We start from the raw sequence: 23,230 nt of genomic DNA on the forward strand, positions 1-23,230 counted from the left end.
GGGTGGTCGTGCCCACCCGGGCGGACGACCCGCCGGTTCGGTCGTGCAGGGGTCACGCCAACCGGTCGGCTCCGGTGCGCGGTGGCCCTCCGGCCGCCAGCGCCGCTGCTTCCTCGTCGGTGAGCAGCCGTGATCTGATGACGAAACGCATGTCTTCGAGAGCGTCCGAAGCGCAGCCGCCGGGTGTTTCGGCCACATCCACGGTGAGGTGGGTGTGCTTCCAGTGCTCGTACTGCTCGCCGCTGATCCACAATTCGGTATGCCAGGGCAGGTTGCCCAGCAGGACGTCGGCGCGGTCGATCCGGGACTCCCGGATGGGCAGGCATCGTGGCGCGTCGCGGTGGCCGGCGGACTGGTGCAGCAGAACGGCTCCGTGCTGATCGATCACGCGGCGCAAGACGGCCCTGGCGCGGTCGGTGATGTCCACCGGATGCGTTCGATGCGCCCCCATGCCGTTCGACCGGCGTGGAGGACGTGGCCGGAGCGCGTCGGGTAGTCGGCGATGCCGGAGTCCCGCCCCCGGTCTGGTGTAGCTCATGATCCCTCGCAGATATCTCGGACCGATCCACTATGGTCCGCGGAGGTTGGTGCGAGGTTGGTGCGAAAATGTCAGTCGCGCAACGCCGTATGCAGCCGGGCCGCGACCGCCGCGCGGCGCACGTCATCGGGCGGGAGCAACCGCAACGCGTGCTCGTGCACCGCGATATCGCGGGGCGCGCGTTCGCCGAACGCCACCGCGTGCTCGGCTCGGTCACCGGCGAGCACGGCGGTCCGCACGCCGACGTCGAGGTGGTCACGCCACTGCAGCACGCCGGGCGCCTCGGATCCGGGCAGCAGCGGTCCCCGGTACAGCCACACCGCCGAGGTGGTGTCCCCCGCGGTGATCGCGGCGAACAGGTCGACGGCGTCGCAGGACACCGGACCGGTCAGCGCGTAACGGCGATTGCTGATCGCACCGCCGATCGCGCGGCGCAGATGCGAGACATCGGCTTTGAGCGTGCTGCTGGATACCGAACGGTCGCCGTACAGGGTGGCGTGCAATTGCTCCGGGGTGAAGCCGTCCGGCTGCAGCGCCAGCAGGGCGAGGATCTCCAGCTGCCGAGGCGGCAGCGGCAGCGGCACCCCGTCGCGCACCAGGCGTGCGGCGCCGAGGCATTCCAGCCGGATCCCCGGCGCGGGCGCCGGCTCGGCGGTGCGCACCATCGTTTCCACCGCCGTCACCAGGGCGCGCACCGAGGTGAGTACCGCCGGATGCGAACGGTCCCAGGAACTGGACAGATCCAGCGCGCCGATTTGCCTGCCGTCGGGCCCGTGGATCGGCGCGGAATAGCAGACCCAGCCGTGCAGCGCGGCGATCAGGTGCTCGGCCGAGAACACCGATGCGGGGCGGTCGGTGTGCAGCGCGAGGGCCACGCCCGTGGTGCCCATATGGCTTTCGTCCCAGCATCCGCCGGGCGCGAGGTTGACCTGCTCGGCCTGTCTGCGCAGCGTGCGGTCACCGCAGGACCACAAGACGGTGCCCCCGCTGTCGGTGACCACGGCCAGATATCCGGAGTCCTCGGTAATGGCGCGCAGTTCCCCCGCCAACGCCGTCACCGGTTCGCGCAGTGGTGACGCCGCCCAGCGATCACCGATGTCGTCCACTCCCGGCGCGATCGTGCGGCCGGGATCCACGGTGCGCAGCGAGCGCTGCCAGGATTGCGCTACGTCGTTGCGCAGGACGGTGTTCCGGGGGCGGGGCGCGGCCTGCGGAGCGGTCGCCCAATGCTCCCATTCTCTTTCCAGTTCGACCCGCTGCTGGGTGAGGGCGCGGAACTGTGCCACGTGGAAGACCCGTCGTCGTGTGAGCTCGAATTCTCCCTCTCATTCTGGCGTACGCCGACCGGCGTGGCGAGTTCCCGGAGCCCTACCGGCCGGTCGCAGGCGCTTTCGAGCGAGGTGGGCCATGACGTCATAGGCTGCCCGCATGGCGACCGGTTCCGAGCGCGCACGCCTCGCCGATGTGCACGAGGTGGCCTCTGGCATGCCTCATGTGACCCGCGTCGACGGGCCACGCGGTAATCCCGTTTACCAGGTCGGGGGCAAATCGTTCGTCTTCTTCCGCAATCCTCGTCCGGACGCCGTGGATCCGATCACCGGCGAGCGCTACACCGACGTGATCGTGATCTGGGTGCCGTCGGAGTCGGACAAGCGGGCGCTGGTCCAGGACCCGGACTCGCCGTTCTTCACGACACGGCATTTCGACGGGCATCCGTCGGTCCTCGTGCGCGCCGCACGCCTCGGCGAACTGAGCCGGCGAGAGCTCACCGAGGTCGTTCAGGACGCCTGGCTTTCGCGAGCCTCGCGCAAGCGCGCGGCGGACTGGCTGGCCGCCCATCCCCCGCGCTGAGCGGTCACTTCCGGATGAAGATCCCGGCCACGTCGGCGTTTTTGATCGGGGTGTCGGCGTTGGCCTGGGCGCCGCAGAGCAGGTCGACCGACACCATCGTCGCGTCCACCGCGGTCCCCGCGGGCTCGCGGTCGTCCTTACTCTGCTGCTTGACGAACTTCGTGATCGTCGTGCGCTTGGTGTCCTGATCTTGCTTGACGTACTCGCTGCACGGAGTGTCGCCGCCGCGATTGAGGGCGCGTTCGATATCGGTGCAGCCGGTGAGGGCCATGGCGACCATCGCGATCCCGAGGCCGGTCCGGCCGGTCCGTGACAGCGCGGCGTTCATGGGCTCCTCCTGAAGGTTCGGCGGCGATAATCGCCGCGATCGGACTCCAGACTAGAGCGCCGCGCACCGAAGGCGGGGGTTAGGCGCGGAAGACGCACAGCGGGACGTCCACTTCCGCCGGAGTGAGCGAACCGTGCTGCCCGACCAGCGACGACTGCAGTGGTTCGACGCCGCTGCGGATGACACCACGCCGTCCGCGGGCGACCACGACCAGATCGCCGATGCGCTGGGCGATCGCGGCGGTGACGGTGGGGCCGAACCAGCCTCGGGCCACGGTCTCTTCCTTGCCGAGCACTTCGAAGTCCGCGCCGAGTGTGGCCTGCCAGGCCGCGCAGACGTCGGATTCGGCGCCCGGCTCGGTGTAGACGTGCCTGGCTCGGGCTTCACCGCCGAGCGCCCGGACGCCTTCTTGCAGTACGGGGGTCGTATCGAAATCGATGCGGTCGTCCATCTGCACCATGCCGTGGTCGGCGGTGACCAGCAGTGCCGCGCCCGCGGGTAGCTCGGCCGCGAGCGCGGCGGCGAGACGGTCGGCATTGGCGAGTTCCAATTCCCAAGCTCGCGACGAAGGGCCGCGCACATGTCCGGTCAGGTCGAGATCGCCGTGGTAGGTGTAGACCAAGGAGCGCGGACCGGCCCGTAACGCCTCGCTCACCCCGGCGACGAGATCGCCGAAGGAAAACTGGGGGAGGAACCGGCAGCCGCGCAGCACCGCCTCGGTCAGTCCCGATCCCGCCTGGTCGCGCGGTGACACCTGGGCGACGGCGATGCCATCGGCGACGGCGCGCTGGAAAACGGTTGTGCGGGGCTGGAACTCCGCCGGGACCAATTCCTTCCGCAGATCGGACTTGGGCACGCCGTGCAGCCGCCAGGACAGCGGGGTGAACAGCTGGTCGTAGCCGGGAACGTGGAACAGATAGCCGACGATCCCGTGCTCGCCAGGCGGAACGCCCACCCCGAGCGAGGCCAGGCTGGTGGCCGTCGTGGTCGGGAAACCGGCTGTGAGCCGGACCGGCGCGAGGCCGGACAGGAACGGCGCCGCAGTGGGATTCGCGACGAGATCCTGGTAGCCGAGTCCGTCCACCAGCAGGACGCAGACCTGGTCGGCAGCCAGACCCAGTCCTAGGCGGTCCTCCTCGCCCGGCACACCGAGACCGGCGAGGACGGAGGGAAACAGATCGGCCAGGGAACCCGTACCGTAACGCGGCGCGACGAACACGAAGGTCAGGATGTCAATGTCGACGGCTGCCTGGCAAGGGTATTCACGCCTGTCCGGTCTCGAAACGGCTCACTTTGCCCTCGCACAGGACGAACCGCCAGGTCGTTCGCATCGAACCCCATCGCGAATTGGTATAGTCCGCAACAAGTTCGGTGCCGTTGTCCCCGATGGACTCGATCCGCATGCGGGCGTTGCTGTCGAAGATCTCCGCTTCGGTCCACTGCGCGAGGTTGCGCTCCACACCGTCGTCGGACATGGTGGCATCGTCGGTGAGAATCGCGTAGAACCGGTCCTGGTCGTTGGCGTTGAGCGCGTCGACGAACTCCTGCACCGTCGGATCCAGCTGCGCGGTCATCCGGGTCGTCCTCTCGGATCGGTGTGGGACATCGGACAGCAAATGTCTGGCGTCTACTCTAGGCCAGCGGCGTCGTGCTCGGCTCGATCAGTGACGCGAAGGTTCGCATGACATCCTCCACCAACGCCGCGGCGTCGGTGCCGAATTGTCCCGCGCGTTTCTCCAGTTGGCCGTCCAGCCACAGCGAGGCCAGTCCGTGGCCGAGTCCCCAGAACATGACCGCCAAGGTGTCGGCCTTGTCGGCGGGCAGCGCTCCCGCGCGGACGCATTCCGCTATCGCGTCGGCCAGGACACCGAACGCCGCGTCGCCCGCCGCCATGGTGTCAGGGTGCTTGTCGGGCTGCGAGAGTTCGGGCCGGAACATCAAGCGGAAATACGCCGGCTGCTCGCGGGAGAACCGCACATAGGCGTTCGCCAGCGCGGTCAGGGCGGCCATGGGCGTTCGCGCCTCGGCGCGGACAGCCGCCAGTTGCGTTCCCAGCAATCGAAAACCCTGGGTGGACAACGTCGCGAGCAGGGCGGCCCGGTCGGGGAAGTGGTGATACGGCGCCGCGGTGCTCACGCCTGCCTCGCGCGCCACCCGGCGCAGGCTGACCGCCGCGAGACCCTCGGTCTCGATCAATCGCAGGCAGGCGGCCAGCAGCGCGTCGCGCAAGGCGCCGTGGTGGTAACTGGTCCGCGTCACCGTCCGAGCGTATGCGACGCGTCCTGGACAACCTAACTATGCGGTGCTTAGATTATCTGAGCGGCGCTCAGATGGCGGCCGCGGTAGTCACTCCGCGAGAGGAATGGAACACATGAGCACACAGGTATCGGTCACCGGCGCAACGGGATTCGTCGCGGGCCACGTCATCGCCGAGCTGCTGGAACACGGCTACGCCGTGCGTGCGACGGTCCGGGACCTCGCCGCCACGGGCAAACGGGCACACCTGGCGGAACGGGCCCGCCGGACCGGGGGCGAACTGGAGTTCGCGCAAGCCGATCTGAACAGCGACGACGGCTGGGCGGCCGCCGTCGCGGGCAGCATCGGCGTGCTGCACGTCGCCTCCCCGTTCCCCACCACACCGCCCGACGACGAGCGTGAACTCGTCGACACCGCGGTCGAAGGAACACTGCGGGTGCTGCGCGCCTGCGCCGCCGCGGGCACCGTACGCCGTGTGGTGCTCACCTCGTCGATCGCCGCGATCGCCTCCGGTCATGCCGAGGACGGCCTGCGCACCGAGGCCGACTGGACGGTGGTCGAGCACAGCCCGGCCTACCAGAAGAGCAAGACGCTGGCTGAGCGGGCGGCCTGGGATTTCGTCGCGAAGCTCCCGGCCGCCGAGCGATTCGAACTGGTCGTCGTCAATCCCGGCATGGTGCTCGGACCGTTGCTGTCCGCGGCGACGAGCACCTCGCACGAGCCCGTGCGGCGATTGCTGGCCGGGGACGTACCCGGCACGCCTCGGGTCGGCTGGGCGCCGGTGGACGTGCGCGATCTCGCCGTGGCGCACCGGCTCGCGCTGGAGACGCCGGCCGCCGCGGGCAACCGCTACATCTGCGCGGGCGAGCACCTGTGGATGGAAGATATGGCCCGCATCCTGGCCGAGGAGTACGGGCCGCGCGGGTTCCGGGTGCCGACCAGGCGACTGCCGAACTGGATCGTGCGCTGCGTAGCGCTTTTCGACAAGGGTGTCCGGCTGACACTGCCCACCTTGGGGCGCGTCGAGTCGCTCAGCGCCGACAAAGCCCGGCGCGAACTGGGCTGGACCATGCGTCCGGTGCGGGAATCCGTGGTGGACACCGCGGAAAGCTTGGTGCAGCGCGGGATCGTCGCGGTGTCGCGGCGCGAGTCCGCCGCACCACGCGCGGCACGTGTCTGAGGGGGCGGGCATGCTGATCGCGACATTGATCATCACCGCGGTCGCGATGACGCGGCGCTGGTTGGCCCGCCGGTCCACGCGCGGGAACTCCGTCGGGCACAACGCCCCCGGCTCGATCCGGCGGGCGTGGCGCCGCCCGTTGCCGGTGGCCGCCACCCTCCTCGCCCTGCTCGGCGGCGCGGTGGCGGCGGGCACGCTGGCACAATGCTGATTCCGGCCCCGGCGTCCGGCCTCCCGGCGCGGTTCGCTAGACAGGACACGTGACTGCGCAGCGCCCCTTCCGGTTCGGTGTCAACATGGTGGTCCCCGAATCCCGGGCGAATTGGATCGAGAAGTGCCGCCGGGCAGAAGAACTCGGCTTCGACGTGGTCGGCGTCGCCGACCATCTCGGCCTGCCGGCGCCGTTCCCCGCGATGATCCTCGCCGCCGAGGCGACCGAACGGGTGCGGTTGAACACCTTCGTGCTCAACACCGCGTTCTACAACCCGGTCCTGCTGGCCCGCGACGTGGCCGGCGCCGATCAATTCACCGACGGGCGCGTCGAACTGGGGCTCGGCGCGGGTTACGTGCAGGCCGAATTCGAGACCGCGGGCATCCCGTTCGAAAGCGGGAGCAAGCGCGTCGAGCACCTGGAGCAGACGGTGATCACGCTGCGCCGCCTGTTCTGCGACCCGGAGTATCAGCCCCAGCCCGCGCAACCGTCGGGTCCGCCCGTGCTCATCGGCGGATGGGGTGACCGGTTGCTCGCCGTGGCCGCGCGGCACGCCGACATCATCGCGTTCACCGGCGCCGCGGCCGCGCGCAACGGTGGGCCGATGCAGATGGCCGGGCTCGCGGAGATCGAGGAGCGGGTCGCCTACGTGCGCGAACTGCTCGGTGCACGGCTGAACAAGGTCGAGTTCAATATCCTGGTGCAGCGGGTGGTGCCGCCGGAGGAACGCGCGAGCGTCATGGAGGTCTTCGGGCCGGCGCTCCCGCCGGACGTCGCCGACTCCCCGGAGGAGCACCCGCTCCTGCTCATGGGCACCCCCGAGGAGATGGCCGACCGCCTGCGCGACCGGCGCGACCGTTACGGCATCACCTACGTCACCGTCCTCGAGGACAGCATGGAGAAGTTCGCCCCGGTCATCCCATTGCTGCGCTGATCGGCCGCCCCCGGTTCACGGCAGCCGGTCGACGATGACGCGCGGATCGATCTGCCGCAGCCTCCTCGGCCGGCTGGTCAGGCAGGGCCAAGTGCGTGCGACCGCCTCGCGGGTGACATGACCGGCCGCGACCAGGGCGTCGGCGGCAGGGCCTGCCCCGCCCGGCGCGAGGGCCGGGTGCGCGGGGCGGTCGAGCGCCGGGACCACGGTGTGCGGCAAGCCGATCAGCACGGCGAGGATATCGAGCCGGTCGGCCGGGATGTGCGTGCGCGCCGCCGCGAGCACCGTGCTCGGAACGACGATGGTGTTCCCCGCCTCGACCGTCGCCCAGACGATCGCCTGCGCATAGTCGGCGCGGTTGGTGAACGCGACGACCGCCGCGGCGTCGAAGACGACGCCGGTGAGGGCTCGGGACGTCACACCGCGCATGCCGCGACTCCTGCCGGGTGCCGCGCTCTCGGGAAGACGCTCATACGGGCTTGCGCCACAGCAGGGTGTAGCGCCACATGAGCCGTCGCCGCATGCGCGACCCGGGCAGGAGTTCGGCTGTGGCCGAGCGGATCTCGGCATATCCGTCGGCAGGGTCGCGCATGGCCACGCTGGGCCCGTCTACCCGGTGCATGCGGTCCGTCACCCAGATCGCGGGCGCCAGCGTCAGGTAAGGGAAGTCTTTGCGCAGCGTCATGTTCCAGAGCCCGACGATGGCGAGGACGCCGCCGGGCGCGACCACACGGCGCAATGCCGTGACGCCCTCGCGCAGCGGAACGTGGTGCAGGGTTGCCACGATGGTGACGACATCGAAAGAGCCCGCGTAGTCACGGAAGTCGGCCGGTTCCAGAGATACGCCGGGCGCGGTCTGAGCCTGTGTGAGGATTTCCGCGTCGGTGTCGATCCCGGTCACCGTCAACCCGCGGCGGGCGAGCTTGCCCGCCAAAAGCCCGTCACCGCAGCCGATGTCGAGCGCCGTGCGGGCCGACGACGGCACTTGCCTCAATAGCCACGGGTGGTAACGGGTGTTGTGATTCCAGTAGGGATCATCGGGCACGTTGTCACTGTAGGGGGATCGGAGTCGGTCGCCGCGGTTCCCGGCGTGGGCGCGGGTGGGAATGTGGCCGGATGGGGTTGCTCCGAACCGTGAAGAAAGCCCTGGTCGATCGGACCTCGAAAGGGTAAAAATGTGATTTACATCACATTTGCTGGAGCATTTCGTCGGTGCTCGATGGCAAGGTGTGCGGTATGTCTTCCGCCGAATCCACCGCTTCGCTCGACGCCATCCGGGTCCTCGGAGCCAGTGAGCACAATCTGCGTGATGTGTCGCTCGAGATCCCGAAGAACAAGATCACCGTTTTCACCGGCGTCTCCGGCTCGGGCAAGTCGTCGATCGTCTTCGACACCATCGCCGTCGAATCGCAGCGCCAGCTCTACGCCACCTTCCCGGCCTTCATCCTCAATTTCCTGCCCCGCTATGAACGCCCGCACGCCGAGGCCATCGAGAATCTCACCGCGCCGGTGATCATCGATCAGCAGCCGGTGGGCGGTGGGCCGCGCTCAACCGTCGGCACCATGACCGACATCTTCTCGATGGTGCGGGCCATGTTCGCCCGATTCGGTTCGCCTTCGGCCGGATTCGTCTACAACTATTCCTTCAACGTGCCGCAGGGCATGTGCCCGGACTGCGACGGTCTCGGCGTCGCCGTGCGCGCCGACCCGGATCGGCTGCTCGACCGGACGAAGTCGCTGAACGAAGGCGCGATACTGCTGCCGGGTTACGGCGTGGGCAGCGGGGATTGGCAACTCTACGGCAAGTCCGGCCGCTTCGACCCGGACAAGAAGCTGACCGATTACACCGGCGAAGAGCTCCACGACTTGCTCTACGGCACCGGCGGCAAGGTCGAGCTGACCTTCAGCAAAGGCACTTGGAAGGCGAATTACGAAGGCCTGGCCACAAAATTCACGCGGACCCGGTTGCAGCGCGACACCTCCTCGCTGAGCGAGAAGACCAGGGAGCAGATTCGGCAATTCCTCACCGAGGGCGTCTGCGGAACCTGCGCGGGTGCCCGGCTGAACCAAGCGGCGCTGGCCACGAAGATCGACGGACGCTCTATCGCGGACTGGTCGCGCTTGCAGGTCACCGACCTGATCGAGGTGCTCGACGCGATCACCGATCCGGCCGCGGTCGGCTTGGCCTGCGCCATCCGCACCGGTCTGCGGCGGGTGGCCGACATCGGGCTGGGTTATCTGAGTCTGGACCGGCCGACCTCGACGCTCTCCGGCGGTGAGGGGCAGCGGCTGAAAATGATCAAGCATCTGTCCAGCACACTGATCGGACTGACCTACATCTTCGACGAACCCAGTGTCGGCCTGCACCCACGGGATGTAAGCCGGTTGAACGACCTGCTGAAAGCATTGCGGGACAAAGGCAACACGGTGCTCGTGGTGGAGCATGATCCGGACGTCATCGAGATCGCCGACCATGTCGTGGACGTCGGGCCGCGCGCGGGCGTGCACGGCGGGCAGGTGGTGTTCCAGGGCAGTTTCGCCGACCTGCGGACCGCCGACACCCCGACCGGCGCCGGTCTGCGCAGGACCTTCCGGGTGAAGGACTCCTTCCGCACGAGCGCGGGCGAACTGCTCATCGAGCGCGCGGCGGTGCACAACCTGAAGAACGTGACTGTCGGTATCCCGACCGGCATCCTGACCTGCGTCACCGGCGTCGCGGGATCGGGCAAGAGCAGTCTCATCCGGGACGTGTTCGTCAAGGAGCATCCCGAGGCGATCTTCGTGGACCAGTCGCCCATCGCGGCGTCGTCCCGGTCCACGCCCGCGACCTACCTCGGGTTGATGGACCCCATCCGCAAGTTGTTCGCCAAGGCGACGGGGGAATCCGCCGGCCTGTTCAGTTTCAATTCGGCGGGCGCGTGCGAGCAGTGCGAGGGCCGCGGCGTGATCATCACCGAGATCGCCTACATGGACCCGGTGACGACTCACTGTGACGCCTGCGACGGACGGCGCTTCTCCGATGACGTGCTCGCCCTGACGCTGCGCGGCAAATCGATCGCCGACGTGCTGGAGATGTCGGCCGAGGAAGCGCTCGGATTCTTCGCCGAGAAGGCGCTGCACACCAAGCTGCGCACCATGAACGAGGTGGGCCTGGACTACCTCAGCCTGGGACAGGCGATGAGCACGCTCTCCGGGGGAGAGCGGCAGCGGATCAAATTGGCGACCCAGTTGCAGAACACCGGCAGCGTCTATGTGCTCGACGAACCCACCACCGGGCTACATATGTCCGACGTGGACACGCTGCTCGCGCTGATGGACGGTCTGGTCGACCGCGGCAACACCGTCGTGGTGATCGAGCACAATCTCGACGTGGTCGCCCACTCGGACTGGGTGATCGATCTCGGGCCGGACGGCGGCAAGGACGGCGGCGAGATCGTCTTCAACGGGACGCCCGCCGAGTTGCTCGCGCACCCGTCCTCGCTCACCGGCGAATACCTGCGCCGCTACAAGGCGGATAGCTAGCCGGAGGGCTCCGTCGCCGTGAACTGCTGAGTCCCGGTCACCCGCAGTAATTCCAGCGCCGTGGCTTCCCGGCTGCCAGGCGCCGCCGAATAGACCACGACCGCCTGGTCGGTGTCCGGGACCAGCAAGGTGTCGCAGTCCAGCCGCAGCGTGCCGAGATCCGGGTGTTCGATCGTCTTGGTCGCGCTGCGCCACTGCCCGGATCGCCGTGCGGTCCACAGCTGCTCGAATCGTGGACTGCGGGAACGGAGTTCGGAGACCAAGCGCAGAAGTCCGGGATCATCGGGATAGCGCGCGCGGGCACCGCGCAGGCCGGCGACGGAGAACGCCGCGGCGTTCTCGGCCTCGGCGGGCGTCATGGCGACCCGTCCTGGCTCGGTGCCGAGAAAACGTTGCCAGATGATGTTGCGCTGGGCGGGCGGCCATGCGGAGAAATCGCCGAGCAGCGCGGTCGCCATCGGATTCCAGGCCAGCACATCGGCTTTCGCCGACAGCACGAGCGCGGGCAGATCCGCCATCCGGTCCAGCAGGCGCAAGACGCTCGGCCGCACCACCATGTCGATGCGTCCCTCCTGTGGCGGCGCCGCGCCCGCGAGCTGGAACAGCAGTGTGCGGTCCTCGTCGTTGAGCCGCAGTGCGCGGGCGAGCGCGGCCAGCACCGCGGTGGACGGATGGGGGCCGCGCCCTTGCTCCAAGCGCACCACGCAGTCCACGCTGACACCGGCCGCGCGCGCCAACTCCTCGCGCCGCAACCCCGGCACCCGTCGATGGGCCAGGCCGGGCCGCAACCCCGCCGCCTCCGGAGTGAGGCGTTCGCGCCTGCTGTAGCGGATTCGGTGCTGGCAATGAGGAAATTCCCGATGGTCGAGCCGCTGAAGATTGATCTGGATGAAATCAGATCACCTGAGGCGCAGTTGCATACGAGGGCCGGTGAAATCGCGCAAATCAATAGCCTGCTCATATCTCACCGGCCCACTCGGACAACATTGACCTCTTCGGTGCGATCGAGGTCGATATCGACGCCGAACCAGCCCAGTTTGGACCCACCGGCTACGACCGTTGCGGGGCCGCGACACCCTCTTCTGACGACATCACGGCCGATGACATGTGATGTATGTCACATAATGGAACGGCGTATAGAACGGCCACGTCCAAGTAGATGAATGAGAAAGCTTATCCCAGAAAGCAACTCAACAGTTGCCGATGTGCATACATCGCAACACCCAAGGGGGGCCATGAACCACACGAAACTCACCATCGTTGCCTTGATCGCAGCGACGATTCCCGCTGTCATCAGTTCCGCGCCAACAGCTTCCGCACAGCAAGTGTGGGGAGCGTGCGGTATCAGCACTCCCGAAGACAAAGTTGTCGCGAAATACAGCAAAGCGCGGTTGACCTGCGGTAACACCGGCTATGGATTCCGGCACATCCAAACCAAGCACGGCGAGGAGTGGCAAGGGCTTGCAGCGATAGAAAACCGCAACTGGCGCGATATCGCTGACATGGCGATCAGTAAATCGTTGGATACCCCCGACCTCGTTGTCCCGCAGGGCGCTAGAACCTGTTACTCAGGGCAGATATACTTGGTCAACCACGTCAACGGGCAGATCGCGAAAACCGTCGAACCCACAGTCATCGTCGATAACGGCGTCATCGTCACTGCGTTCCCTGGAGGTAAATGTCGTGCCTAGCTCGCACCCCACCACAGCCGAGCTGACGCAATCGGTGATCGCGGCAGGCCGCGAGTGGCAGGTGGAGATCTCATCGTCGGATCAGGGCTTGCAGATCACCGGCCGTGGCGGTGAACAACTGGATGTGCCCATCGAGTTCGCGGTCACGGGCGATGAACTGCGCGCCTACTACGTCGAGGTGAGCAAGTCCTCGCTCTATCCCGAAGACCAGAAATGGCAACAGTGGCAATCGCTGATGTCCACCCATTTGTTGGAAGCGCTGCACGAGCTCGACCGGCATGACGCGCACTGTGTCATCACCGTGGGCGAGACGGGGTTCACGGCAGTACCGCAACAGCTCAACTAACGCAATCACCCCTGGTGTGGGTTACGAACGAACGTTTCTTTCCGACGCCAGGGCCGATCCGACCAGATCGGTCGTCGATTTCGTCGCACGCACCTGAACGATGCATACGGGGCAAAGAGGATCTGCCGGACGTGATCCGCGCGGCCGAGGTGATCGGCTTCGGACTGAAGATCGAGAATGTGCTGTTCCCGACGACGACGGCGGCTACTCGTTGGAGTGGATTGTCACCCGGGACGAGGATGTGCCCGCCTACGAGGAGTGGGAAGGCCGCTACGAGGACGCGGACGGCGAACTGGTGCTGAGCTTTGCGGAATGACGCCCGGTCATGGCGTATCCAGGGCGGCGACGAGCCGGTCCAGCGCCGACGGGGATTCCGCGTCCGCGGCGGTAGATGATGATCCGCTGGTCGGGATCCTGCACGGGCATCAGCACCTCGTAGCTGACGACTAGTGGACCCACCAGCGGATGCCGCCGCGAATCGTCATGGTGTCGAGCGCGATAGGCTCCCTGGCACGCACCTCCGATCCACGCCGCCTCGAATCCACCCTGCTGGGCTTGCCCTATCCGGCGTCGAAGACGGCGCTGAACATGATCACTTCGCAGTACTCTCGCGCACTTCCTGGCATCCAGGTCAACGCGGCCGACCCCGGCTACACGGCGACGGACCTGAACGGTCACTCCGGCTTCCAAACCGTCACCGAAGGGACCGACGCGATCGTGCGGCTGGCCACGCTGCCGCCCGACGGTCCGACCGGCAGATTCTTCGATCGCACCGGACCGGTGCCGTGGTGAGCCGGTGGCGAGTCCGGCGGTCGCCGCCGGTCAGCGGGCGCCGCCGTTGACATAGAGCGTCTGGCCGCTGACGTAGCTCGCCTCGTCGCTGGCCAGGAAAGCGATCACCGCCGCGACCTCTTCGGGCTGTCCCACCCGGCCCAGCGGCGTACGCTCCGCGACGGCCTTCTGGTGCTCTTCGGCGGTCAGGCCGAGCCGGTTGGCGGTAGCGGCGGTCATGGCGGTGGCGATGTAGCCGGGCGCCACCGCGTTCACGGTGATGCCGTACGGCCCGAGTTCGAGGGCGAGCGTCGCGGTCAGCCCCTGGATGCCTGCCTTGGCGGCCGCGTAATTGGCCTGGCCGCGATTGCCGAGCGCCGACCGGCTCGACAGCGAGACGATCCTGCCGTATCGCTGGGCCACCATGAACGTCTGCGCCACCTGCGCGCAGTGGTAGGCGCCGGTCAGATTGACCGCGAGCACCGCGTTCCAGTCTTGTTCGGACAAGCGGAAGAACAGGTCGTCGCGGGTGATGCCCGCGTTGTTCACCAAGATCTGCGGGCGGCCCAGATCGCCGGCGATCCGATCGAAGACGTCCTGGACCGACTCTCGGTCGGTGACGTCGCATACGTAACTGCGCGCCCCGCCGCCCGCCGCGGTGATCCGTGCGGCGGTCTCGTCGGGCGCGTCGCGGTCCAGGACGGCCACGGCGGCGCCCTCGGCGGCCAGGCGCAGTGCGGTGGCGGCGCCGATGCCGCGAGCCGCACCGGTGACGACGGCGATCCGGTCGGTGAATCGATGCATCGAATATCCTTCGGTCAGAACGCGGCGACGCCGGTCAGGGCGCGGCCGATGAGTAGTTTCTGGATCTGGCTCGTGCCCTCGTACAGGGTCATCACCTTGGCGTCGCGAAGGTATCTGCCGACCGGGAACTCGTCGATGTAGCCGTATCCGCCGAACACTTGCACCGCGCGGTCGGCCGCACGGACCGCGGCCTCGGAAGCGAACAGTTTCGCCTTCGAGGAGGCGACAGCGAATTCTTCGCCGCGGTCGACGAGATCGGCGACCCGCCAGACCAGCAACCGCGCCGCGTCCACGTCGAGCGCGATGTCGGCGAGCAGTTCCTGCACGAGCTGGTGCGCCGCGATCGGTTTGCCGAACTGCTCACGCTGGGTGGCGTAGCCCACGGCGGCGTCCAAGCATGCCTTGGCCAGCCCGACACATCCCGCCGCGACCGACATGCGGCCTTTGGCCAGCGCCGCCATCGCCACGGTGAAGCCTTTGCCCTCGGCGTGCAGACGGGCGCTGTCCGGTACGCGAACTCCGTCGAGCACGAGTTCGGCGGTGGCCTGTCCGCGCAGCCCCAGCTTGCCGTGGATCTCGCGCGCGGTGAACCCGGGGGAGTCGGTCGGTACCAGGAACGCGGTGACGCCCCGATGTCCTTCGCCGCCGCTGCGCGCGAACACGAGCGCCACATCGGCCCAAGTGCCATTGGTGATGAACATCTTCGTGCCCGTCAGCACCCAGTCCGAGCCGTCGCGCACCGCGCGGGTGCGCAACCGGGCGGCGTCGGATCCGGTGCCAGGTTCGGTGAGCGCGAAACAACCGAGCGCCTCACCCGAGACGAGCCGCGTCAGCCAGTTCTGTTTCTGCTCCTCGGTGCCGAAGTAATCGATCGACTTGGCGACCAGCCCCAGCGAGACCGAGACGATGCCGCGCAGGGCCGAGTCGCCTCGGCCGAGTTCCTCCAGGACCAGGCAGTAGGTGAGATGGTCGCCCGCGCTGCCGCCGTACTGCTCGGGAACGGTCAGGCCCAGGAAGCCGAGTTCGCCGAGCCGGGCGACGATCGCGCGGTCCACGCACTCTTCGCGATCCCACCGTGCGGCGTGCGGCGCGATCTCCCGATCGGCGAAGTCCGCCGCGAGCTGCCGTGCCGCCGTTTGCTCGCCGGACAGTTCGAGGTTCATGGCCGGTAGGCTAGCGAGGGTTAAACTAACACCGCAAGTTTTTCGCCCTCGATGTCCGGCAAGATCATCAAGGAAACTCGGTTGCGCGCGGCGCGGGCATTGTCGGCCGTTCGGCACGGACCCGCGTGCGCGTGCCGGAGTGGCAAGCGTCATGGCGCACTCGTCGTCCACATGCCCATCGGCCGACTCCAACCAACCTGATGGCTGGACCTCAGGCGGTGACGGCGCCGAACTCCGTCGCGAGCCAGGCGGGGAACTCGGTGAGGTCGGTGAGCACCACATCCGCGCCCGCCGCGCGCAGTTCTTCGGCCGAGCACGGTCCGGTGCTGACGCCGACCGCGAAGACATCCGCGGCCCGCGCGCCGTGCATGTCGCCGATGTGATCGCCGACGAAGAGATCCGCGCCCTGTTCGCGCAGTGTCGCCGCCTTGCCCGCCGACCAGAGGTCGCCCGCGAGATGGTCGATGCGCCAGCCGAGTTCGGCGATGTGCAGCCGCGCCAGCGGGGCATGCTTGCCGGTGACGACGAGCACCCGTCCGTTGCGGGCCTCGATGGCCGCGAGCGCGGACTGCGCGCCGGGCATCGGGGGAATGGTCGATACGAGCGTCGGATACAGCGCCCGATAGCGGGTCACCAGCGCCGGGACAAGTTCCTCCGGCGCGCCCGCTTCGACGAGCAGGGTGGCCAGCGGCGGGCCGAGCCGATCGGCGAACGTCGTCCCGCACAGCGGCAGGTCGAACTCCGCGCCGAGCAGGTCGATGGCCCGCGCTACGCCGGGCCGCGAGTCGATCAGCGTCATGTCGAGGTCGAAGCCCACGGTCCAGGTCACCTGATCGACCCTAATCGCCCGCGTCGCGGCGTGCCGGTCCGGCTGTTGTGATTCACAACTCCGCCGCGCGCGGGCATGTGGGCGGCGGAGGTTGTCCGAGCGGTGTGGTGGCGCGACCGTGCTTCACGTGGAACCACCGATGCACTCGATGTCACGTAATCGGCTGTGCTGCCGCGTATTCCGGCATCGACCGCAAACGCGCGTCAGGTGTGAATCGGCGGCGCGGTGCGCTTGGCATAGCCGCTGATCGGGCTGATCTCCATCCGGTCTATCCCGCTCAGCGTCCCGATCCGTTCCGTGGTGTAACGGAACAGGGCATCGGTGTCGCGGCAGACGACGCACACCAGCACATTGTGCGGGCCGGTGGTGGCGGCGACGAACGCCGCCTCCGGATCGGCGGCCAGCGCGGTCGCGACGGTGACGAGTTTCGCGGGGGCGACGGTGAGCCAGAGCAGGCTTTGCACCGTGAAGCCGAACAGTGCGGGATCGATCTCGACATCGAATCCGAGCACCCGGGCGTGACGCAGTTCCTCCACCCGCCGCCGCACCGCGGATTCCGACCAACCGACGGCGCGCGCGAGCCGTGGATAGGCTGCCCGCCCATCGGCGGCCAGCGCGGGCAGCAGACGTTGATCCAGTTCGCTCGGTGCCACGGGCGCGGCCGGTTCCGTGTGGGGTGTACGCAAGACCGCGCTCTGCTCGATGGACAGCGCCGACATCCGTCCTCGCCAGCGGTGTCGCATGACGTGCCGCAGCACGCGCTGGGCGTCCACGGCGTGGACGGCCGGATGGCGGCCCAGTTCGGGCAGGGGAGCATCGCCGGGAACACGGAACAGGCAGGTCAGTTCCGCGCCACCGGCGATGACCGTCACCCAGGCGGTATCGGCGCGCCGCGCCAGCGCGCGGGCCAGCGCGGCGGTGGCATCCGGCCGGACCCGCAGGCGGACCAGCCACTCGGCGTGGCCCACGTGCCCGGTATCGGCGACCCCGGTCACCCGTAGCCCGCCAGTGTCCAGCAACCGCCGGTAACGGCGGGCCAGCGTGCGCTCGGAGACCTCCAGTATCGGCGCGAGTCTGCTGAACGGCGCACGGCCGTCGAGCTGCAAGGCGTGCAGCAGTCCTCGGTCGACGTCGTCCAAGGTGACCGAATCCACCACCTCAGCGTAGGGCAGTGCCGGATTCCGCCGGATCTGCCCTGGTGGCGGGTGGCGCGGCGGCGGCACGACCAGCATTGTCGGCGTGCAGAAACCGATCAATGCCATCCATCACACCGGAATCCTGACCCGCGATCTGGACGGCCTGGAACGCCGCTATCTCGATCTCGGTTTCACGCTGAGTCCCCGCTCGCGGCACCTGCTGAGCGCACAACCGGGCGAACCACCCACGCCCGGATGCACGGCCAACCGGTGCGCGTTGTTCGGCGGCGCCTACCTCGAACTGCTCGGCATCGTGGACGAAGCCGCGCCGGATCCATGGCACACCAAGGCGATGGCCGACGAGTACGAGGGCTTTCGCCTGCTCAACCTGGAGACCGGTGACGCCGAATCGGCGCGGCGACAACTCGCCGCGGCGGGCGTGCCCGCCACCGGCGTGCTCGACTTGGAGCGCGATGTCGAGACCGAGGACGGCATTCGGACGGTGCGCGCGCGGGCCGTGCACGTGGACCCGCGTGCGACGCCGGAGGCGCTGCTGGGCATCGCGCAGCATCTGACTCGCGAATACGTGCACCAGCCGCGCTACCTGTCGCACCCGAACGGCGCCCGCGCCATCGCCGCCGTGCTCATCGTCGCGGCGGATGCCGAGTTCGACGCGATCGTCGAACGCTACAGCCGCATCTCGGCTGTGCCCGCCGTTGGCAAGGGACCGCTGACCGTAGTGGAGATGGGCACGGGGCGGCTGGAGTTGGTGCGCGCGTCCGAGGCCGCCGCCGTGTTGCCGGGCGAACCGGCGCCCGCGCCGTCGTATCTGGCCGCAATGACCATCGCCGTGCACGATCTCGCCGTAGCGCGCGACGTCATCGGTAACGCGGGCGTGCCGTTGCGTGAGACGGACGAGGGTTTCTTCGTCTCCGCACGGGACGCCTACGGCGCGGGCCTGTTCTTCGTGGCGGGCTGAGTCAGGGGCCGGCCTGCGGGCTGCTGCCGGGTCGCGGCTCGGCGAGCGTGGATCGCTTGCGTCCGTATCCGAGGTAGACCGCGACGCCGACCAGGACCCACACGCCGAACCGTACCCAGGTCAGCGCCTCCAGTGTGGTCGCGAGCAGGACACAGCCGAGCAGCGCGAGCAGCGGGACCACCGGCACGAGCGGGGTGCGGAACGGGCGCTCGCGCTCGGGCTCCGCCCGGCGCAGCACCAGCACGCCCACGCACACCACCGCGAACGCCGACAACGCGCCGATGTTCACCAGTTCGACCACGATGTCGATCGGCAGCAGTCCCGCGATGACCGCACCCAGTACGCCCAGCAGCAGCGTCAGCCGCACCGGCGTGGAACGTTTCCCGGTCGCCGCGAGGCGGTAGGGCAGCAGTCGGTCGCGGCACATCGCGAACATCAACCGGACCTGCGCGTACACGATCAGCAGCAGACCCTTGGTGAGTGCGATGATCGAGGCGATCACGATGAGGTCGCCGATCCATCCGATGCGCACCGCGCCGAACGCGGTCGCGATCGGCGCGCCGTTGTTCAGCGTGGCGAACGGCACCATGCCGGTGAGCACGGCGCTGACCAGCGCGTAGAGCACGGTGGCGATGAGCACCGTGCCGATGATGGCGAATGGGACGTCGCGGCGCGGGTTGCGGGCTTCTTCCGCCGACGCGGCGACCACGTCGAAGCCGAGGAAGGCGAAGAACGCGATGGCCGCGCCGCCGATGATGCCCCCGATCCCGAACGGCGCGAACGGGGTCCAGTTGTCCACGCTCGCGTGCGGGGCGCCGACGGCGACCACCAGCACGAGCACGCCGATGGTCACCCCGACCAGCGCCTTGGTGATGCGCGCGGTGAACGTCACCTCGCCGACCAGCACCCCGACGACGGCGGCGACGATCAGGACGGCGGGCAGGTTCACCACGCCGCCTTCGGCGGGCCCCGCGACGAGCGCGTGCGGGATGGTGATGCCGAACAGCGAGTCCAGCGCGGAGACCGTGGTCCCGGACCAGCCGATCGCCACCGCGGCGCCCGCGATGACGAACTCCAGCAGCAGATTCCAGCCGACCAGGAACGCCGGTGCTTCGCCGAGGGTCGCGTAGGTGTAGGTGTAGGCGCTGCCGGAGACCGGCACCATCGCCGCGAGTTCGCTGTAGCACAACGCCACCAGTGCGCACACCGCTCCGGCCAAGACGAACGACAGCACGATGGCGGGCCCGGCCTTCTCCGCGGCGGCCACACCGGTGATGACGAAGATGCCCGCGCCGACGATGGTGCCGACGCCCATGGCGGTGAGATCGAGTCGTCCGAGCCTGCGCGCCAGCGTGGGCGCGCCCGCCTCGGTCGCGGTGTCGGGCAGGCGGCGGCGCCATCGCCGGGCTGATGCGGTGGTCATGACTCCCTTACGAGAACGGATCCATCGGTTGCGGCCGGTGTGCCGAACCGATAGCCCATTCTCGCCGCGCTGCCCAGCCTGGGAATAACTGGGGTGTTGCGCTCAGCTACTGGATGACGCGGCGAAGGGCGTGGCGGCGGCGACGCGGGCGGTGCGGTGGGGGTGGCGCCACAGGCCCTTTCGTTCCAGGATCGGGAGCACGCCTTCGCCGAACCAGTACGCCTCTTCCAGGTGGGGGTAGCCGGAGAGGATGAAGTGCTTGATGCCCAGCCGCGCGTATTCGGCCAGCCGATCGGCGACTTCGGCGTGCGAGCCGACCAGTGCGGTGCCCGCACCGCCACGGACCAGGCCGACACCCGCCCAAAGGTTCGGCGCGATCTCCAGCCGATCGGTGCTGCCGCCGTGCAGTTCCGACATGCGCCGCTGACCCTCGGATTCACTGCGCGCCAGATTGGCCTGCACCCGCTCGATGTCGGCGGGGTCGATCCCGGCCAGCAGGCGGTCGGCCTCGGCCCACGCCTGCTCGGAGGTGTCGCGGCTGATCACGTGGACGCGCAGGCCATAGTCCAGGACGCGCCCGTGGTCCACCGCCAGACGACGGATCCACTCCAGCTTCCTGCTCACCGCCAGCAGCGGCTCACCCCAGGTCAGGTAGGCGTCGCTGTAGCGGGCCGCGATCGGGCCCGCCGGTTCGGACGAACCGCCGAAGAACACCGGGGGTACCGGATCGGGCCGGTTGCTCAGCAACGCCTCGTGCACCCGGATGTGCTCCCCGTCGAACGTCACGGGCTCGGTGGAGGTCCACAATTCCCGCACCACGTGCAGGAATTCGCCGGTACGGGCGTAGCGCTGGGTCTTGTCCAGGAAGTCACCGTAGGCCTGCTGCTCGTGCGGCTCGCCGCCGGTCACCACGTTGAGCAGCAGCCTGCCCCGCGAGTGCCGCTGGAAGGTGGCCGCCATCTGCGCCGCGAGCGTCGGGCTGACCAGGCCGGGGCGGAAGGCCACCAGGAATTTCAGCGTGTCGGTGGTCTCGACCATCATGGCGGTGGTCAGCCAGGCGTCCTCACACCACGCGCCGGTGGGGGTGAGCACGGCCTCGAAGCCGTTGTCCTCGGCAGCGGCGCCGATCTGGTTCAGATACCGCAGACTGGCCGGGCGGTCACCGGACATGAAGGTGCCGTGCCCACCCGCGACCAGTCCGCGGGAATCGCCGTAGGTGGGGAGGAACCAGTGGAACGACAGACTCATGGGGAGCCAACTTCCTTCCGGAGACCGCGGCCGAGCCGGTAACGGGCAGATCGAGGCGGTGCGCCTGGTGGGCGCGCCGCAGTGATCCATGCTGGGCGCTCGCGCGGCTGGGGTCACGGTTTGCAACCAGCCCGGTTTTAATCCGGGGGTCCACGCGTGTCACGATTCGTTACTAGACGTAACCATGAATAACACGTAATCTGGCCTCAGCACGCACCCCCGGGTGTGCGAGGCGGAGCGGACGAAACGAGTACCTCAATGACGCGGCATGTCGACGTATTGATCATCGGCGCTGGGCTGTCCGGAATCGGCATGGCCTGCCATCTCACCAAAGAGCGGACCGGACGCAGTTACGTGATCCTGGAGCGCCGGGCGGCCATCGGCGGCACGTGGGACCTCTTCCGCTATCCGGGCATTCGCTCCGATTCCGACATGTACACCTTCGGCTACGGATTCCGTCCGTGGAACGGCACCAAAGTGCTCGCCGACGGTCCGCACATCCGCCAGTACATCGAGGAGACCGCCGCCGAGTACGGCGTCACCGAGCACATCCGGTTCGGCCGCAAGGTGACCACGGCACGCTGGGCCGGCGAGACGGCCACCTGGACGGTCGAGGCGCTCGACGAGCAGACCGGCGAGACCGAGGTCTTCACCAGTAACTTCCTGGTCGGCTGCACCGGCTACTACGACTACGACAACGGCTACCGCCCGACGTTCCCCGGCGAGGAGAACTTCGGCGGGCAGATCGTGCACCCGCAGCACTGGCCGGAAGATCTCGACTACACCGGCAAGCGCGTCGTGGTGATCGGCTCCGGCGCCACCGCGATCACCCTGATCCCGGCCATGAGCGACGCTGCCGCGCACGTCACCATGCTGCAGCGCTCACCGACCTACATCACCGCGCTGCCCGCCGACGACCCGGTCGCGGTCGGGATGAAAGCCGCCAAGGTGCCCGAGAAGCTCGCCTACCGGATCGGGCGGGCGCGCAATATCGCCTTGCAGCGCGCGAGCTTCCAGCTCTCCCGCACCAACCCGGAGGCGGCGAAGAAGCTGCTGCTGGCTGCTGTGCGGATGCAGGTCGGCCCGGGTATCGACATGCGGCATTTCACCCCCGGCTACAACCCGTGGGACCAGCGGCTGTGCGTGGTGCCCAACGGCGACCTGTTCAAGGTGCTGCGCAGCGGTAGGGCCTCCATCGCCACCGACCGCATCGAGACCTTCACCGAGACCGGCATCCGCTTGGCCTCCGGCGAGGAACTGCCCGCGGACCTGGTGATCAGCGCCACCGGCCTGAGCGTGCAGATGCTGGGCGGCATGAGCCTGGAGATCGACGGTGAGCCGGTGGTCACCCGCGACCGGGTGGTCTACAAGGGCGCCATGCTCGACGGCGTGCCGAACGCGGTGATGGTGCTCGGCTACACCAACGCGTCCTGGACTTTGAAGGCGGACTTGGCGGCAGAGTACTTCTGCCGCGTGCTCAACCACATGAAGAGAAACGGTTTCACCCGGGTCGAAGCCGTCGCCACCGACCACGACCGCGGTGCCCATTCGGTGATGGGCGGGGCGCTGACCTCCGGCTACATCAAGCGCGGCGACGCGGTGATGCCACGCCAGGGCACCAACGGTCCGTGGCAGGTGATCAACAACTACTTCCGCGACCGCAAACTGCTGCGCAAGGGTGCGCTCGAGGACGGGGTGCTGACCTTCGACCGGGCCGAGCGGACGCCGACCGCCGCACGTCCGCTGGAAGGGACGCGCAGCGCCTGATCCGCGGTTCACCACGGCGGACACGACGAGGTGACCGTCGGGAGTATCGAGAAGTAGCGCACGTCCGCCGGGCTCGGCCAGGGGTGCTCGCCGCCACCGAGCGCGGCGCCTTGCCTCGGACGACGAGCACACGGTCGTCACTCGGCGGGGCGAGTGCGCAATGCGGCCGCGCTGGGGCGCTCGTCCGGCCGGGACGCACGGGGATAGGGTTTCGCGCTCTTTCCGTCAGAGCCGGGCACCGCGCTCTATGACG

25 protein-coding genes are annotated in these 23,230 nt (G+C 68.4%); 10 read left to right on the plus strand and 15 right to left on the minus strand.

What is annotated here, in order from left to right; genetic code table 11:
• Positions 1-52: 52 nt before the first annotated feature.
• On the minus strand, positions 53-451 hold the full coding sequence (locus tag ACFU5M_RS20030) for a DUF779 domain-containing protein (RefSeq protein ID WP_379051222.1): 399 nt from the start codon (positions 449-451) through the stop codon (positions 53-55).
• A 158-nt stretch (positions 452-609) separates the two neighbouring features.
• Positions 610-1,824: a transcriptional regulator gene (locus ACFU5M_RS20035; protein WP_379051224.1), complete on the minus strand. Its 1,215-nt coding sequence runs from the start codon at positions 1,822-1,824 to the stop codon at positions 610-612.
• Positions 1,825-1,966: 142 nt separating this feature from the next.
• On the opposite strand from ACFU5M_RS20035, the gene ACFU5M_RS20040 reads away from it, so the two are divergent.
• Positions 1,967-2,389, plus strand: a complete 423-nt coding sequence (locus tag ACFU5M_RS20040; RefSeq protein ID WP_379051226.1) for an MmcQ/YjbR family DNA-binding protein — start codon at positions 1,967-1,969, stop codon at positions 2,387-2,389.
• A gap of 4 nt (positions 2,390-2,393) precedes the next feature.
• On the opposite strand, the gene ACFU5M_RS20045 is transcribed toward ACFU5M_RS20040, so the two are convergent.
• The 4 genes from ACFU5M_RS20045 to ACFU5M_RS20060 all read right to left on the minus strand — a co-directional run bounded on the left by ACFU5M_RS20045 (position 2,394) and on the right by ACFU5M_RS20060 (position 4,976).
• Positions 2,394-2,717 (minus strand): hypothetical protein, encoded by a 324-nt coding sequence (locus tag ACFU5M_RS20045; protein WP_379051228.1) that lies wholly within the window; start codon positions 2,715-2,717, stop codon positions 2,394-2,396.
• A gap of 79 nt (positions 2,718-2,796) precedes the next feature.
• The gene (locus ACFU5M_RS20050; protein ID WP_379051229.1) at positions 2,797-3,936 is read right to left on the minus strand and encodes an alkaline phosphatase family protein; all 1,140 of its coding nucleotides are present in this window, start codon (positions 3,934-3,936) and stop codon (positions 2,797-2,799) included.
• A 43-nt stretch (positions 3,937-3,979) separates the two neighbouring features.
• Positions 3,980-4,291: a nuclear transport factor 2 family protein gene (locus ACFU5M_RS20055; protein WP_379051230.1), complete on the minus strand. Its 312-nt coding sequence runs from the start codon at positions 4,289-4,291 to the stop codon at positions 3,980-3,982.
• A 58-nt stretch (positions 4,292-4,349) separates the two neighbouring features.
• Positions 4,350-4,976 carry a TetR/AcrR family transcriptional regulator gene (locus ACFU5M_RS20060; RefSeq protein WP_379051232.1) on the minus strand — a complete coding sequence of 209 codons (627 nt, stop codon included), beginning with the start codon at positions 4,974-4,976 and terminating at the stop codon, positions 4,350-4,352.
• A gap of 112 nt (positions 4,977-5,088) precedes the next feature.
• On the opposite strand from ACFU5M_RS20060, the gene ACFU5M_RS20065 reads away from it, so the two are divergent.
• Genes ACFU5M_RS20065 through ACFU5M_RS20075 form a run of 3 tightly spaced genes read left to right on the plus strand, consistent with a single transcriptional unit; the run spans position 5,089 to position 7,298 of the window.
• Entirely contained in the window at positions 5,089-6,153 is a 1,065-nt protein-coding gene (locus ACFU5M_RS20065; RefSeq protein ID WP_379051234.1) for an SDR family oxidoreductase, read from the plus strand.
• 10 nt (positions 6,154-6,163) lie between these two features.
• Entirely contained in the window at positions 6,164-6,364 is a 201-nt protein-coding gene (locus ACFU5M_RS20070) for a hypothetical protein (protein WP_379051237.1), read from the plus strand.
• Between the two features lie 49 nt (positions 6,365-6,413).
• Positions 6,414-7,298 (plus strand): LLM class F420-dependent oxidoreductase, encoded by an 885-nt coding sequence (locus ACFU5M_RS20075; RefSeq protein ID WP_379051239.1) that lies wholly within the window; start codon positions 6,414-6,416, stop codon positions 7,296-7,298.
• Between the two features lie 15 nt (positions 7,299-7,313).
• Here the strand turns inward: ACFU5M_RS20075 and ACFU5M_RS20080 are convergent, their stop codons facing one another.
• A complete protein-coding gene (locus ACFU5M_RS20080; protein ID WP_379051242.1) occupies positions 7,314-7,727 on the minus strand; it encodes a hypothetical protein in 414 nt (137 codons plus the stop codon).
• 40 nt (positions 7,728-7,767) lie between these two features.
• Positions 7,768-8,343 (minus strand): class I SAM-dependent methyltransferase, encoded by a 576-nt coding sequence (locus ACFU5M_RS20085; RefSeq protein ID WP_379051244.1) that lies wholly within the window; start codon positions 8,341-8,343, stop codon positions 7,768-7,770.
• Between the two features lie 191 nt (positions 8,344-8,534).
• Between ACFU5M_RS20085 and ACFU5M_RS20090 the strand changes: the two genes are divergently transcribed.
• On the plus strand, positions 8,535-10,820 hold the full coding sequence (locus ACFU5M_RS20090) for an ATP-binding cassette domain-containing protein (protein WP_379051246.1): 2,286 nt from the start codon (positions 8,535-8,537) through the stop codon (positions 10,818-10,820).
• On the opposite strand, the gene ACFU5M_RS20095 is transcribed toward ACFU5M_RS20090, so the two are convergent.
• Positions 10,817-11,608, minus strand: a complete 792-nt coding sequence (locus ACFU5M_RS20095; RefSeq protein WP_379051248.1) for a helix-turn-helix transcriptional regulator — start codon at positions 11,606-11,608, stop codon at positions 10,817-10,819. The genes ACFU5M_RS20090 and ACFU5M_RS20095 overlap by 4 nt on opposite strands.
• A gap of 447 nt (positions 11,609-12,055) precedes the next feature.
• Between ACFU5M_RS20095 and ACFU5M_RS20100 the strand changes: the two genes are divergently transcribed.
• The 3 genes from ACFU5M_RS20100 to ACFU5M_RS20110 all read left to right on the plus strand — a co-directional run bounded on the left by ACFU5M_RS20100 (position 12,056) and on the right by ACFU5M_RS20110 (position 13,649).
• Positions 12,056-12,511, plus strand: coding sequence for a hypothetical protein (locus ACFU5M_RS20100; protein ID WP_379051250.1), 456 nt, complete (start codon positions 12,056-12,058; stop codon positions 12,509-12,511).
• Positions 12,504-12,857 carry a hypothetical protein gene (locus tag ACFU5M_RS20105; RefSeq protein WP_379051252.1) on the plus strand — a complete coding sequence of 118 codons (354 nt, stop codon included), beginning with the start codon at positions 12,504-12,506 and terminating at the stop codon, positions 12,855-12,857. Before ACFU5M_RS20100 ends, ACFU5M_RS20105 begins: the two co-directional genes overlap by 8 nt.
• Before the next feature lie 465 nt (positions 12,858-13,322).
• Positions 13,323-13,649, plus strand: coding sequence for a hypothetical protein (locus ACFU5M_RS20110; RefSeq protein ID WP_379051254.1), 327 nt, complete (start codon positions 13,323-13,325; stop codon positions 13,647-13,649).
• A gap of 30 nt (positions 13,650-13,679) precedes the next feature.
• On the opposite strand, the gene fabG is transcribed toward ACFU5M_RS20110, so the two are convergent.
• The 4 genes from fabG to ACFU5M_RS20130 all read right to left on the minus strand — a co-directional run bounded on the left by fabG (position 13,680) and on the right by ACFU5M_RS20130 (position 17,686).
• Complete coding sequence (gene fabG, locus ACFU5M_RS20115; RefSeq protein ID WP_379051257.1) at positions 13,680-14,432, minus strand: 3-oxoacyl-ACP reductase FabG; 753 nt, start codon at positions 14,430-14,432, stop codon at positions 13,680-13,682.
• A 14-nt stretch (positions 14,433-14,446) separates the two neighbouring features.
• Positions 14,447-15,595 carry an acyl-CoA dehydrogenase family protein gene (locus tag ACFU5M_RS20120; protein WP_379051259.1) on the minus strand — a complete coding sequence of 383 codons (1,149 nt, stop codon included), beginning with the start codon at positions 15,593-15,595 and terminating at the stop codon, positions 14,447-14,449.
• 211 nt (positions 15,596-15,806) lie between these two features.
• Positions 15,807-16,424 (minus strand): HAD family hydrolase, encoded by a 618-nt coding sequence (locus tag ACFU5M_RS20125; RefSeq protein WP_379051262.1) that lies wholly within the window; start codon positions 16,422-16,424, stop codon positions 15,807-15,809.
• A 203-nt stretch (positions 16,425-16,627) separates the two neighbouring features.
• Entirely contained in the window at positions 16,628-17,686 is a 1,059-nt protein-coding gene (locus ACFU5M_RS20130; RefSeq protein ID WP_379051264.1) for an Lrp/AsnC family transcriptional regulator, read from the minus strand.
• Here ACFU5M_RS20130 and ACFU5M_RS20135 point away from each other — a divergent pair.
• On the plus strand, positions 17,664-18,539 hold the full coding sequence (locus ACFU5M_RS20135) for a VOC family protein (RefSeq protein WP_379051267.1): 876 nt from the start codon (positions 17,664-17,666) through the stop codon (positions 18,537-18,539). The two genes, ACFU5M_RS20130 and ACFU5M_RS20135, sit on opposite strands and share 23 nt — an antisense overlap.
• 1 nt (position 18,540) lies before the next feature.
• On the opposite strand, the gene ACFU5M_RS20140 is transcribed toward ACFU5M_RS20135, so the two are convergent.
• Positions 18,541-19,962, minus strand: coding sequence for an amino acid permease (locus tag ACFU5M_RS20140; protein ID WP_379051269.1), 1,422 nt, complete (start codon positions 19,960-19,962; stop codon positions 18,541-18,543).
• Positions 19,963-20,064: 102 nt separating this feature from the next.
• Positions 20,065-21,210 (minus strand): LLM class flavin-dependent oxidoreductase, encoded by a 1,146-nt coding sequence (locus tag ACFU5M_RS20145; protein ID WP_379051272.1) that lies wholly within the window; start codon positions 21,208-21,210, stop codon positions 20,065-20,067.
• A gap of 258 nt (positions 21,211-21,468) precedes the next feature.
• On the opposite strand from ACFU5M_RS20145, the gene ACFU5M_RS20150 reads away from it, so the two are divergent.
• Positions 21,469-22,977 (plus strand): flavin-containing monooxygenase, encoded by a 1,509-nt coding sequence (locus ACFU5M_RS20150; protein WP_379051274.1) that lies wholly within the window; start codon positions 21,469-21,471, stop codon positions 22,975-22,977.
• The last annotated feature ends 253 nt before the right edge of the window (positions 22,978-23,230 follow it).

Origin of the sequence: Nocardia sp. NPDC057455, assembly GCF_042802775.1 — a bacterium.
GTDB lineage: Bacteria > Actinomycetota > Actinomycetes > Mycobacteriales > Mycobacteriaceae > Nocardia.